Consider the following 12,471-nt stretch of genomic DNA (forward strand, 5'->3'; position numbering starts at 1 on the left):
CGGCCAGTTGGGCTGGGCGGGAGCGGTGCAGCAGGCCGCGGTATCCGCCGGCGCCCACGTCGCGCTCGGCGCGGCCATGCTCCTGTGCGCCTTCTGGATGCGTCAGGGCCGCAACTGGGCGCGGCTGCTGCTAATCGCCCTGGGCGCCCTCTACCTGGCGTTCATGCTCACCGACATGACCATGGACGGCCTGGGCCCCGCCGCCGTCTACCGCTACCTCCCCGAACTGTGCACCGCCGCTATCGCGACCCTGCTCCTCCTCCGTAGCCAATGGCCGACGGCAGTGACCGTCGACAGCCGCCCCTCCCGCTCCCTGGGTGTGCGGCACCCGGCCACGGTCCCTGGGTGTGGCGCACCCGGCCACGGCCCACCCTGGTTGCGCCGCCGCCGACGGCACAGAGTTGCCGCACCCGGCGGCCTCCGGGCCGGCGCGCGGACGCTCCCGCGCCCCCGTCACCGGCAGCCGCCGCCGGGGCCCGTGATCCCCCTCGCAGAGGAGCAAGCGACCGTGTCCGTCTCCCCCGGCAACCACAACGACGACCTCGCACGACGCCTGCGGCGCCTGGAGGACAAGGAGTCCCTGCGCGCGCTGCTGATCCACGGCTGGCGGGCGCTGGACCGCAAGGACTGGCGCACCTGGATCGACTGCTGGACCGAGGACGCGGTCCTGGAGTTCGGCCCGTGGGAACGGATCCACGGCCGGGAGGCGATCCTGGCCAAGGTCGAGGCGGCCGAGGCGCCGTACGCCGGCATGCAGCACCACATCCTCAACATGGACTTCGAGGTCCGGGGCGACCGGGCGACCGGCGTCGGCTACATGTGGTTCGTGGGCATCGCCGACCCCGCGGCCGCCTCCTCCCCCTACGCCATGGGCGGCCCCTACGACTGGGAGTTCACCCGCCACCCCACCGGCTGGCGCCTGACCCGCCAACGCCTGGGCGTGTGGTGGACCACCGGCGACGACACCCTCCAGGCGTTCTCGCCGGCCGACTAGCTCCCTGCCCGGACAGCCGCCGGAACGGGCTAACGCAGCGGACACACCCGCTCCGCCCGCACCCGGTGCGGGCCACAGCCGATCAGGTTCAACGAGAGGAACCGTCCCCCGCTCACCCACCACCCCCCGACCCTGTCCTCACCTGCGGACAAGGCCCGGACGGTCTCCTCGTACGACGGCTCCGGCGCGTAGGTGCCCACGAAAAGCCCGGCGTAGCGCCCGAGTTGTGCGCCGTACCAGCCCGCCGCCTCCTTCGGCTCCTCGAAGGTCGCCTCGATCCGGGCGGCCGGCTTCAGCAGCCAGTCCGCGCACTCCAGCGGCATGACCTGCGCGGCACGGAACTCCGGATGGTCCGGACGCCGGTGCGCGTCCCCCGGCTTCACGAGCACATCGCCGCTGCCGAGCCAGAGGTAGGCGTGGTGGTGGGGTCCGGCCATCTCACTCCTTCGCGCGAGCGCGTTACCCGCGCTGGTCCGAACGGGCGGCCCCCGCCCAGAAACCCGAACGAGGGCCGCCACTTCACTTCACGGCCTACTGACGGCCACAGCCCTGCCCGTCGCCGCAGCCGCCGTTGGGGTTGCCACCTTCGTCGTCGTCCTCGTCGCCGCCGTACTTGACCGGGTCGAAGCGGTATCGCATGGTGCTCTCCTCAGGTGCCAAGCCGCCGCGCGGTCGCTCCGCGCGCCGTCGTGCACGTGCGAGGGCCCCTCACGGGCCCACCCGCTCCGGCCGTGTCCTGCGAGGGAATGACGGCCGGGCGGGAGCTTTCACGGCCGCCCGCTCCCGCTCACGAATCCGCCCCGTGCCGGGCGCGATGCCGCGCGAGGAGGACGTCGAAGTCGGTCACCTTGCTGAGATCCCGCGCTGCGGCGGCTAGCCTGCGGCCGCGTTCCAGGTCGTCACACTCGGGGCAGCCGCGCGTCGTGGACGCGCTCGTGGAGGTGCTCGCTCGGGCCGCCTCCACGGGGTCCGCCGAGCCTTCTGGGTGTGTGGGTGCGGTCATGAGCAGGACGCTAGGAAGCAGACGGAGACGCCGCCACGCAATGTTCTCCGATGTTCTCGGGGAATGGCCGAATGTTCTCGCCTGGTCTCACACGACCGAGTGCAAGCTGTGGTGCGGGACTCCGGGGCGCTGTGAGGCTGGAGGCTCACGCACCTCCCTCACGAGGGAGACAGCCATGGCACGGCGACTGCGTTTCAACGGCACCAACAGCGGCAACGGCGGCTGCCCCGCCCTGCACGAGGACTTAGACACGGGCGAGTGGATCGTGCAAGGCAAACCGCTCACCCACCCCGAAGACCTCAGCCAGCTCAAGCACTTCCATGACGGCGAGAATGCAGTAGTCGTGCCGGCGGAGTTGCTCATCGACTTCGGCCCCAAGGAGGTCACCCGCGTGCCCGAGATCATTGACCTGAGCGAGTTCGCCCAACTCTTCAAGACATTCGAACACTCGGCATGGCGTTTGGAGACCCGGCGCGGCTATGCCTCCGACCGCGAGGAAGAGACCTACCGCGAGTTCATCGAGACGGGCAAAGTGACATGGGATCACGATGACGCCTGGTGCCGGAACATGCGCGCACAGACGACGGCGGGAAAGCGCGTGGGTCGGGTACGCATCGTCGACAACCCTCCGACTACCGGCCAGCTGTACCTACTCGACAACGCGAAGCGTAATTCGACCACAGGAGAGGACATGCGTAACCTGTGGCGCGCCGACGCCGAACGACTTCAGCTGCCCTCCGAAGATTTCTGGATCTTCGACTCACGGTTCATTGCACTGCTGCACTTCGATGAGGCCGACACCCTCCTCCACGTCGAATCGATCACGAATCCCGCGGAGGTGATGCGGTACGCCCAGGCACGCGATGCCGCGCTGCATCACTCAGTCCCCTACGAAGAATTCGCGGCACTGGTAGCCGCGAACAAGGAGTGACTCGTACCCGGTGAGCACGGACTACCAGCAAGCACGAGTCGCCCTCGGAGTGCGCCTGCGCGAACTCCGCATCTCGCACCCCGGAGGCCGGCTCACCGGGCCCCAGTTAGCGCAACGTCTCGGCTGGGCACATTCAAAGATCTACAAGCTGGAGAACGGGAAGCAGACCGCCAGCCCGGAAGACCTACGAGCGTGGGTGGACGCCACTGAACAGCCTCAGGCATTCGCAGAGCTGCATGGGCGTTTGAAAGGATTCGAATCACAGATCCGGTCGTGGCGACGCCAGCTTTCCTCTGGACATCGCCCAGTGCAAGAAAACTGGAACAGCGAAATTGCACGGACCAAGGTCATATACAGCTGGCAAGAATCCATCGTCGAAGGAATGCTTCAGACGGCCGAGTACGCACGCCACATTTTCACCCACTACGCGAAACTGCAGAACTCCCCGGGCGACGCGGATGAAGCTGTACGGGCCAGGCTGCAGCGCCAAGAGCTGCTGTACCAGCCCGGAAGGACGTTCCGAATCATCATGTGGGAGGCGGCTCTGCATGCTCGCCTTTGCCCTCCCTCAGCCCTCGCTTCCCAGCTTGACCGCCTTACAGGCGTGATCGGTCTGGACACTGTAGAGCTGGGGATAGTTCCCTTCAGTGCACCACTCAAGATCCCAACGGCCAACGGCTTTTACGTACTGGACAACCGGCTGGCTGTCACCGAGGACTGGCACGCAGAGTTGCGGCTGGAGGACACAGCCAGCATCGCTCTGTACTTGAACGTGTGGAACACGCTCCGGGAATCTGCCGTCTACGGCTCCGAGGCACAGAACGTGATCAATAGAGCCCGAAGAGCGCTCTGTTCCCCGTGACGCCCCTACTGACCACACAAGGAACCATGCCCCAGAGCGCCGTTTCGATCTGCTTGTCGAAGAGTCCGTGCTGTACCACCAGCTCGGAGAAAAGGAGGCGATGGAGAGCTTGCGCCGAGGTTGCGTGTGGCGGCGGCGTGTTCCCCGGGTCGGGACCTGAGCTGGGGCCGGACCCGGGCGGAGCAGGGGGCGCGGCAGTTGGGCGCACCGTACAGCGGGGTGGTACAGGAGGCGGTGGAGACGCCGCAGGCGGCCGCACCGGCCGATCCGCGCGCGTGGCCGGACGCGCAGGGGCCTCACGGATACGGCGGCGCGTTCCGTAGGACCGTGGCGGCGGCGCGGCGGATGGCGGCGACCGTGGGCAGGGTGCGGTTTCTGGCCATCCAGGCGAGGGCGGCGGTGCCCGGGGGAAGGTCCGGTACCGCGACGTAGCTGAGCCCGGGCCGGGGGTAGAAGTGGCGGGCGGCGGCGGGGAGGAAGGCCATGGCCTGGCCCTGGGAGACGGCGAGCAGCAGCGCCTCCATGTCGGGGGCGACCGGCCCGTACCGCACGGGAGAGCCGTCCGGACGCGGGTCGGCCATCCAGAAGCGCCACCACAGGCGGGGGCATTGAGGCGGGACGTCCACGACGGGGCGTCCGGACAGCTCGGCCAGCGTCACCTCGTCCCGGCCGGCCAGGGGGTCGTCGGCCGGCAGGCATGCCACCCGGGGTTCGGTGGCCAGGGTCAGCGTTTCGATGCCGGGCGGCACCGGCGGGCGCAGGAACAGCACATCGACCTCGCCGCGCTCCAGTGCGCCGAAGTGGGTTGCGAGATCGAGGCCGCGGACGCTGGTGCGCAGCCGCGGATGGCAGGCGTGCAGCTCGTCGAGGACGGCCCGGGTGTACGGCATCGCGGCCTCGGCGGCGATGGAACCGATCACCATCCGGCCCTCGATCTGCCGGGCGTGGGAGCCGGCGGCCCGGCAGAGCTCGGCCATCGCCTCCACCGCGGCGCGCGCCTTGGGCAACAGTGCCGCTCCCGCCGGGGTGATCTCGACATGACGCCGGGACCGCTGCAGCAGTACGACGTCCAACCGCTCTTCGAGCGATCGCAGTTGACGGCTCAGGGCGGGCTGCGTCACGAACAGCCGCGCCGCTGACCGGCCGAAGTGCAGCTCCTCCGCCAGGATCAGGAAGGACTCCAGCTGCTGGACACTCGGGACTGGCCGGGAGGCCGTCCACGGAGCGTCGGCGCGCTCGGGTGCCCTCGGGGAGTACGCATCCGGATCGCCTGCCCCTGGGGCGTCCGCGCCTCGGTGGTCCGCACCCCGGTCGTCCGCACCCTGACCGTCCGCGCCCTGACCGTCCGCGCCCTGACCGTGCTCCGTCATGCGAGGACGTTATCAATGAGCCGTGAACCCTCATCAGGATCAGGGTTCCACCGGAGGCCGTGGTGCCGCAGGATCGAGAGGCCGCGGGAGCGGAATCGGGGGACCGGCGGCGCTGAGCCGGGGCGCGACCCATGCGGTACGGGGAGCGGCTGCCGGCGCGGCTCCGTTGACGGAGGTTGACGGAAAGTGACGGAACCGGCCCCCGGCTGGGGCGAGCCAACGTTACGGCGAACCGCCCGCCCCGCCGGAGGAGACGGTCGGAGCGGCTCAACAGGGGAGAGCCGCTCCGCTCCGTCCCCCGGCATCGAGCAGCCGGCAGATCCGCTCAGCTCACCCTCACCCTCACCTCACGCGTCCCTCACCTCCAAGGCCCCCTCCTCCAAGGCCCCCTCCCCCAACGCCTCCGCCAGTACCTCCGCCAGATGCCGCCCCGGTCGGTCGCCGAGCTGGGCGAGCTGGGTGCGACAGGAGAAGCCGTCCGCGAGGATCTCCGTCCCTTCGGGGGCTTCCCTTACGGCGGGAAGGAGTTGGTCCTCGGCACAGGCGACCGACACGTCGTAGTGGCCGCGTTCGAAGCCGAAGTTGCCGGCGAGGCCGCAGCAGCCGCCGGTCAGGTTTCCGGTGAGGCCCGCGCGCTCGCGCAGGCGTTGTTCGGCGGCGTCGCCGAGGACCGCGTGCTGGTGGCAGTGGGTCTGGCCGGCGACGGGGCGGTCGAGGCGCGGGGGCTGCCAGTCGGGGGCGAGTTCCTCCAGGGCCTGGGCGAAGGTGCGTACGGAGCCGGCGAGTCGGGCCGCTCGGGGGTCGTCCGCGAGCAGTTCCGGGAGGTCCGTGCGCAGGGCGGCGGCGCAGCTCGGTTCGAGGACGACGAGGGGGCGGCCGGCCCGGAGCAGGGGGCTGAGGACCTCGACCGTGCGGCGCATGACGGCGCGGGCCCGGTCGAGCTGCCCGGTGGAGACATAGGTGAGGCCGCAGCACAGGGGCGGGCGGTGCAGCCGGGGCAGGCTGGGCTGCGGGAGGGCGCCGCCCGGCTGGCGCAGCGGGGCGGTCGGCGGCAGGAGGGGGCGCAGTCCGGCGGCCTCCAGGACGCGTACGGCGGAGCGGCCGACCTCCGGGGAGAGGTGGTTGGTGAAGGTGTCGGGCCACAGGACGACCGTGCGGCCGCCGGACGGCGACGGTGCGGCCGACGCCCTGCGGCGGCGCCACCACCAGCGGGTGAAGGTCTCGGTGGCCAGCGGGGGGATCGGGCGCTCGGGCGCGATCCCGCCGAGGCGTTTGCCGACGGCGGCCAGCGGGGTGCGGGCGAGGGCGTTGAGGGCGGGTGCGGCGGGGGCCGCGGCGTGCAGCCACTGGGGCAGGCGGCCCATCGAGTAGTGCGCGGCGGGGCGCCGCCGGCCCTCGTAGTGGTGGTGCAGGAACTCCGCCTTGTAGGTGGCCATGTCGACCCCTACGGGGCAGTCGCTGCGGCACCCCTTGCAGGACAGGCACAGGTCGAGGGCGTCGTGCACCTCGGGCGACCGCCAGCCGTCCGTGATGACCTCGCCGGCCAGCATCTCGTGCAGCAGGCGGGCCCGGCCGCGGGTGGAGTGCCGCTCCTCGCCGGTGGCGCGGAAGGACGGGCACATGACGTCCGCCGAGCCCGGACCGGTCGTGGCGTTGCGGCACTTGGCGACGCCGACGCAGCGCCGTACGGCCGCGGAGAAGTCGCCGTCGTCGTGCGGATAGCCGAACTCGACCGGGACCGGGCTCTTGGGCAGCAGCTCGAAGCGGAGGTTCTCGTCGAGCCGGGCGGGGCGGACCAGCATGCCCGGGTTGAGGCCGGCCGCCGGGTCCCACAGGGACTTGAACCGCTCGAAGAGGCCGACGAGTTCCGGACCGTACATCTTCGGGAGCAGTTCGGCGCGGGCCTGGCCGTCGCCGTGCTCGCCGGAGAGCGAGCCGCCGTGGGCGACCACCAGCTCGCCCAGGTCGTAGGAGAACTCCCGGAAGCGGCGGATGCCGGGGCCGGTCAGCAGGTCGAAGTCGATACGGACGTGGATGCAGCCGTCGCCGAAGTGGCCGTAGGGCGTGCCGCGCAGGCCGTGCTGGGAGAGCAGGGCGCGGAAGTCGCGCAGGTACGGGCCGAGCCGGGCGGGCGGGACCGCGCAGTCCTCCCAGCCGGGCCAGGCTTCGGAGCCGTCCGGCATCCGGGTCGCGGTGCCGGAGGCGTCCTCGCGGAGGCGCCACAGGGCGCGCTGGCCGGCCGGGTCGGTGACGAGGGTGTGGTCGGTGGCGCCGTCCGCGGCCGCCGCCCGGCAGAGCGCCTCGGCCCGCGCCGTCGCCTCGCCGGGGCTCGCCCCGCCCATCTCGACGAACAGCCAGGCGCCGCCCTTGGGCAGCCCGGCCGCGCTGCCCACCAGGTCGGCGGCCATCCCCTCGACGGTCATCGGCTGGTGCGGGAGCAGGGTGTGCGCGGCCTCGGCCGCCGCGCTCTCGTCGGGGTAGCCGAGGACGGCCAGGGCCCGCGCCGCCGGGGTCTCCACCAGCCGTACGGTCGCCTCGGTCAGCACGCCGAGGGTGCCCTCGCTGCCGGTGAGGGCGCGGGCGAGGTCGGTGCCCGCCTCCGGCAGCAGCGCGTCCAGGGCGTAGCCGGAGATCCGGCGGGGGAGGTCGGGGTAGCCGGTGCGCAGCAGCGCCAACTCCCCGTCGACCAGGGCCTTGACGCCGTCCCGCAGCCGCGGGGGCAGTCCGGTCGGGGCGCCGGTGGGGCCCGTACCGCGGCCGGCCCGCACCTGCTCGCCGCCGTACGTCAGCAGCTCCAGTGCGCGGACGCTGTCGGCGGTGGTGCCCCAGGCCACGGAGTGCGAGCCGCAGGAGTTGTTGCCGATCATGCCGCCGAGGGTGCAGCGGCTGTGGGTGGAGGGGTCGGGGCCGAACGTCAGGCCGTGCGCCCCGGCCGCCGCCCGCAGGTCGTCGAGGATCACGCCGGGCTGGACGACGGCGGTGCGGGCGTCGGCGTCCAGGGACACGATGCGCCGCATGTGCCGGGTGAAGTCCAGCACCACGCCGACGCCCGTCGCCTGCCCGGCGATGCTGGTCCCGGCGCCGCGCGGTACCACCGGCACCCCGTGGTCCCGGCACACCCGCAGCGCCGCCGCGACGTCCTCGGCGTCCCGGGGCGCGACCACCGCTCTGGGCACCCGCCGGTAATTGGACGCGTCCATCGTCATCAGGGCCCGGTCGGCCGCGGCGAACGAGACCTCCCCCCGTACCGCGGCCGCCAACTCCTCCGCCAGGTTCCGCTTCTCCGTCTCCGTGCGATCAGCCATGTCTCCAGCCTGCCCACTGGGGCGGGTTCATGGGTGGCTGGCGGGGCGGATGTCGGGCGAATTGCCCCGTCCTGGGGCGGGGAGGGCTGCCGCGGACGCAGCCCGGTCCGTCGCGGCGGCGGGGTGGAAGCGGAAGACGTTCTCCGGATCGTGCCGAGCCTTGAGGGCGGCCAGCTGCCGGTGCTCCTCCGGGGCGCGCACGCTGCGGGCCACCTCGTCGGCGTCCGGACGGTCCCCGTGCCCGCCGAGGAGGAAGTTCACGCTCCGGCCGAGCCGCCAGGGCGCGACGGCCGCCAGCGCCTCGGCGTGCAGCGCCCGGACGTCTGCCAGGGCGGCGGCCGCCTCCGCACCGCCGGGCCCGTCGCCCGCCACGGCTCCCGTGAGCGGCGACAGCACCCGCAGGGCATACCGGGCGTCCCGGTGACCGACGGAGCCGGCCGGGGCGCCGGCCGAGGACGCCCCCCGTGCCATCCCCCGTGGCCATCGCCCCGCCGAGATGATTGAGCTGGACCACGCACATGACCGGGGCGGCCGGGCCGGTCAGCGCCGCCACCCGCTGCAGCGCGGCCGCGTCCAGGCCGCTGAGCAGCGCGTTGTCGCCGTCGTAGGCATGCGGATCACTCGGGTCACGGTGAATGGTGTGCGACTCGGCGTACGGCATCTCGCGCAGGTCGTCGCTCACCCGCGGCCCCACCGCCCGCAGCGGCGCCACCAGCCGCTCGCCCTCCTCGGCGCTCCCCGTATAGGCGATCCGGATCTGCGCCAGGTAGCGGCCGCGCAGCGCCGCGGGCAACTGCGGGAGGTCCGGGTAGACGATCAGGGCGAGGGATGACGTGAGCTCGTCGGGGACGGTCCCGGTCCAGTGCAGATACGCCGCCAGCGCCTCGTCGGTCTGTTCGCCGCCGAACACCAGCTGCCCGCCGTACAGCCGGGCCACCGGCACCAGCCCGAACTCCATCGCGGTCACCACCCCCAGACCGTGGCCGCCGCCCAGCAGCGCCCGGAACAGCTCAGGGTCGCGCTCCGCGGTGACCCGCAGCTCCCGGGCGTCGGCGGTGACCAGGTCGACGGACCGCACCCGGTCGGCGGCGAAGCCGTACGTCCTGGCCAGCACCCCGACGCCGCCCCCGAGGGTGTACGAGACGACGCCGACGCCCGGGGAGGAGCCGTTGAGCGGGGCGAGTCCGTGCGGGGCCGCCGCCTCGACGACCTGTCCCCAGACGGCACCCGCCCCGACCCGCGCGGTACCCGCCGCCGCGTCCACCCGCACCCCGGCCATCCGCCGCGTACTGATCAGCAACCCGCCGTCGGTGGCCGCGGACAGCCCGTGCCCGGTGGCCTGCACCGCCACCGGCAGCCCCTGGGAGCGGGCGAAGCGCACCGCGGCGACGACGTCCTCGGCGCACTCCGCGCCGGCGATCACGGCGGGGCGGTGGGGGCGGGCCAGCTGGAAGCCGGACCGCTCGGCGTCGTAGCCGTCGTCCCCGGGGACGAGGACGGGGCCCCGGACCTGCGCCATGAGGGCGGCGAGGGCGGCGGGTCCAGGGGCGCAGGATTCGACGACGGCGGGTTCGAGGGTGGCGGCGGACGGCCGGGCGAGGGCGTTGATCTCCATGCCCCGCACTCTTCCGCGATAACTTGACATCCGCCGTCATATATAAAAGCGGCTGTGAAGTCGTCCCGTCTGCTCTCGATCGTGCTGCTGCTCCAGACCCGCGGCCGGGTGCCGGCCGCGGAGCTCGCCGAGCGGCTGGAGGTCTCCACCCGGACCGTCTACCGCGATATCGAGGCACTGTCGGCGGCCGGGGTGCCGGTCTACGCCGAACGCGGGCGGCACGGCGGGATCGCGCTGCTGCCCGGCTTCCGTACGGATGTCACGGGGATGACCACCGACGAGGCGCGCGCCCTGTTCATCCTGGCCGCACAGGGCGCCCACTCCGCGCTCGGCCTGGACGACGCGCTCCGCTCGGCGCTGCAGAAGGTGATGGCGGCGCTGCCGGCCCCGCACCGGCCGGCCGCGGAGCTGGCCGGCCGCCGCATCCTGGTCGACCCGGACAAGTGGACGACCCGCCCGTCGTCCGCCGCCATCACGGAGGACGGGCCCACCGGCCGCCGCGCGACGGTCGACCTCGATGTCCTGCACACGGCCGTCTTCACCGACCTCCGGCTGCGCATCGGCTACCGCCACAGCGGCGAGACCCGGCTGCGGAGGTACACGGTCGACCCGTATGGGCTGGTGGCCAAGGCCGGCACCTGGTACCTCGTCGCCGACCGGCGCGGCCGGCCGCAGCTCTTCCGGGCCGACCGGGTGGCGTCCGCGACTCTCACCGAGGTCCCCGTACGGCGCCGCGCGGGCGTGGAGCTGGCCGAGGTCTGGCAGCTGCTGCGGCGCCGGGTGGAGCACCGGCCCGCGGAGGTACGGGTGACCGCACGGATCCGCCGTGACCGACTGGATCTGGCGGTGCGGATCCTCGGCGGGGCGCTGACCGGACCGCCCCGTACGGAGGACGGCGACGGGACCGGAGCCGGCGAGTGGGCCACCCTCGACCTCGCCTTCCCCGTCCTCCCCGCCGTCCGCCAACTGCTCCAGTTCGGCGACTCCCTGGAAGTACTCGCCCCACCCGAGGCCCGCCGGGTGATGGCGGAGGCCGCCGCCGCCCTCACCACTCTCTACGCCGGGGCGGTGGCGGACCGCCCGTCCTGATGGTCCGGAGGAAGGGCTTCGCCGAGCGGGTTGACGGCTGTCCACGGCATCGCTGTGGGGCCGTGGTGACGTGCGATCGACGTCTGCGTTCATAGCAGGCGCTGCCCGCCTCTTACTGCGTTCGTGGCAGGTCAAGTGTCTGCGCATGGACAACGACAGCGTGGCGTCCGGACGGCACCGTGGAGGGTGCCCGAGCGGCGCAACAAGCGCCGCCTGTCGAGGAGTCTGGAGCAGTCGTGGATCCTGGAGCACGTCGCGAGGACGTCACCGCAACCGCTGTCCGTCGTCGGCTGCTTCGCGCGGTGATCGATGTCGCGCCGGTCTTCGGGTTCACCGTGAGCTTTGCGGTCACGCACCGGCTTGCCGTGGCGCTGGCGCTGGCCATCGCGGCCGGGGCTGCCGTGTGTGTCCACCGGTTGGTGCGTGGGGAACCGATCCGGCGTCCGCTCGCCGCCCTGGGGCTGGTCTGCGTCGGGGGTGTGCTGGCCGCCCGCACCGGTCAGGCCGCCAACTTCTTCTTGCCCAGTTTGGTCGTGCACTGCGTGGTGAGTGTGGTGACGCCGGTCCTGCTGGTTCTCGGATGGCCGCCGATGGGCCTGCTGGTCGGCGCGGTGACGGGAGAGCGGACCAGGTGGCGGCGCTGCCAGGTGCGCCGTCGGGCCTTCACCAAGGGGAACCTGGTGATCCTCGCCGGGCACCTGCTGATGCTGGCGATCCAGCTCCCGCTGTTCTTCTCCGGTCGGACCGTCGCCCTTGGCTCGGTCGACGTTCTTGGCCCGATCGCCCTTGCGCTGGCCGCGCTGTGGGGGTGGCGCATCTACCGCCGCGCCGTCGGTACACACCGCTGTACCGCCCATGACCGCCCGAGCGCCGAGATCTCTCCTTGTGTGGAAAGGGCTGCGTGACGGTGACCGAGGCACACGCTGATGCCAGGACGCAGCCGACGGCGCGGACCTGCCCCTTCGATCCGCCGCCGGAGTACCGCGTGCTGCGGGAGAACGATCCCGTTGCGGAGGTGACGTGCCCCGACGGCGTCCACGAACTGCCCGTGACCTGGTAGGCCGCCCCACCGCGGTCACCTGTCGAACCATACGAGAGGAAGTCCCCATGAAGATCACCATTGACGAGGACAAGTGCGTGGGTGCCGGCCAGTGTGTGCTGGCCGCCGCTGAGGTCTTCGACCAGCGCGATGAGGACGGCGTCGTCGTCCTGCTCGACTCCGCCCCGCCGCAAGAGCTCCTGGCCGACGTCGAGGACGCTGCCGCGCGCTGCCCCGCGCTGGCCATCGAGGTGGAGAAGTAG

Annotated in this window: 11 protein-coding genes and 1 pseudogene; 7 read left to right on the forward strand and 5 right to left on the reverse strand. The window is 72.4% G+C overall.

Translation table 11 applies throughout. The features are described 5' to 3' along the window. Positions 1-7 precede the first annotated feature (7 nt). The gene (locus tag K7396_RS14755) at positions 8-994 is read left to right on the forward strand and encodes a nuclear transport factor 2 family protein (protein WP_223659968.1); all 987 of its coding nucleotides are present in this window, start codon (positions 8-10) and stop codon (positions 992-994) included. 29 nt (positions 995-1,023) lie between these two features. On the opposite strand, the gene K7396_RS14760 is transcribed toward K7396_RS14755, so the two are convergent. Next, positions 1,024-1,431, reverse strand: coding sequence for a hypothetical protein (locus K7396_RS14760; RefSeq protein ID WP_086717542.1), 408 nt, complete (start codon positions 1,429-1,431; stop codon positions 1,024-1,026). A 350-nt stretch (positions 1,432-1,781) separates the two neighbouring features. Next, on the reverse strand, positions 1,782-1,997 hold the full coding sequence (locus K7396_RS14765) for a hypothetical protein (protein WP_143589082.1): 216 nt from the start codon (positions 1,995-1,997) through the stop codon (positions 1,782-1,784). A gap of 175 nt (positions 1,998-2,172) precedes the next feature. On the opposite strand from K7396_RS14765, the gene K7396_RS14770 reads away from it, so the two are divergent. Beyond that, positions 2,173-2,928, forward strand: coding sequence for a DUF6879 family protein (locus K7396_RS14770; RefSeq protein WP_086717541.1), 756 nt, complete (start codon positions 2,173-2,175; stop codon positions 2,926-2,928). A gap of 10 nt (positions 2,929-2,938) precedes the next feature. Continuing rightward, on the forward strand, positions 2,939-3,790 hold the full coding sequence (locus tag K7396_RS14775) for a helix-turn-helix domain-containing protein (protein ID WP_086717540.1): 852 nt from the start codon (positions 2,939-2,941) through the stop codon (positions 3,788-3,790). A 296-nt stretch (positions 3,791-4,086) separates the two neighbouring features. Here the strand turns inward: K7396_RS14775 and K7396_RS14780 are convergent, their stop codons facing one another. The 3 genes and pseudogenes from K7396_RS14780 to K7396_RS14790 form a co-directional block, all read right to left on the reverse strand. Next, positions 4,087-5,160 carry a LysR family transcriptional regulator gene (locus K7396_RS14780; RefSeq protein ID WP_086717539.1) on the reverse strand — a complete coding sequence of 358 codons (1,074 nt, stop codon included), beginning with the start codon at positions 5,158-5,160 and terminating at the stop codon, positions 4,087-4,089. Between the two features lie 347 nt (positions 5,161-5,507). After that, a complete protein-coding gene (locus K7396_RS14785; protein ID WP_086717538.1) occupies positions 5,508-8,465 on the reverse strand; it encodes an FAD-binding and (Fe-S)-binding domain-containing protein in 2,958 nt (985 codons plus the stop codon). Between the two features lie 129 nt (positions 8,466-8,594). Beyond that, a pseudogene (locus tag K7396_RS14790) lies at positions 8,595-9,984 on the reverse strand (FAD-binding oxidoreductase); the annotation flags it as partial. 150 nt (positions 9,985-10,134) lie between these two features. Here K7396_RS14790 and K7396_RS14795 point away from each other — a divergent pair. The 4 genes from K7396_RS14795 (at position 10,135) to K7396_RS14810 (ending at position 12,471) form a co-directional block, all read left to right on the forward strand. Then, a complete protein-coding gene (locus K7396_RS14795; RefSeq protein ID WP_086717537.1) occupies positions 10,135-11,169 on the forward strand; it encodes a helix-turn-helix transcriptional regulator in 1,035 nt (344 codons plus the stop codon). A 236-nt stretch (positions 11,170-11,405) separates the two neighbouring features. Next, positions 11,406-12,074 (forward strand): DUF3159 domain-containing protein, encoded by a 669-nt coding sequence (locus K7396_RS14800; protein ID WP_086717536.1) that lies wholly within the window; start codon positions 11,406-11,408, stop codon positions 12,072-12,074. Further along, positions 12,071-12,229 carry a hypothetical protein gene (locus K7396_RS14805; RefSeq protein ID WP_167392747.1) on the forward strand — a complete coding sequence of 53 codons (159 nt, stop codon included), beginning with the start codon at positions 12,071-12,073 and terminating at the stop codon, positions 12,227-12,229. The genes K7396_RS14800 and K7396_RS14805 overlap by 4 nt, the downstream gene beginning before the upstream one ends. A gap of 47 nt (positions 12,230-12,276) precedes the next feature. Further along, positions 12,277-12,471 carry a ferredoxin gene (locus tag K7396_RS14810; RefSeq protein WP_086717535.1) on the forward strand — a complete coding sequence of 65 codons (195 nt, stop codon included), beginning with the start codon at positions 12,277-12,279 and terminating at the stop codon, positions 12,469-12,471.

The organism is Streptomyces angustmyceticus, assembly GCF_019933235.1.
GTDB lineage: Bacteria > Actinomycetota > Actinomycetes > Streptomycetales > Streptomycetaceae > Streptomyces > Streptomyces angustmyceticus.

Bases quoted from the DNA above. Each gene is read 5' to 3' on its own strand.
- K7396_RS14810 (WP_086717535.1), top strand. From the start codon at position 12,277: ATGAAGATCACCATTGACGAGGACAAGTGCGTGGGTGCCGGCCAGTGT.
- K7396_RS14785 (WP_086717538.1), bottom strand. From the start codon at position 8,465: ATGGCTGATCGCACGGAGACGGAGAAGCGGAACCTGGCGGAGGAGTTG.
- K7396_RS14770 (WP_086717541.1), top strand. From the start codon at position 2,173: ATGGCACGGCGACTGCGTTTCAACGGCACCAACAGCGGCAACGGCGGC.
- K7396_RS14760 (WP_086717542.1), bottom strand. From the start codon at position 1,431: ATGGCCGGACCCCACCACCACGCCTACCTCTGGCTCGGCAGCGGCGAT.
- K7396_RS14780 (WP_086717539.1), bottom strand. From the start codon at position 5,160: ATGACGGAGCACGGTCAGGGCGCGGACGGTCAGGGCGCGGACGGTCAG.
- K7396_RS14765 (WP_143589082.1), bottom strand. From the start codon at position 1,997: ATGACCGCACCCACACACCCAGAAGGCTCGGCGGACCCCGTGGAGGCG.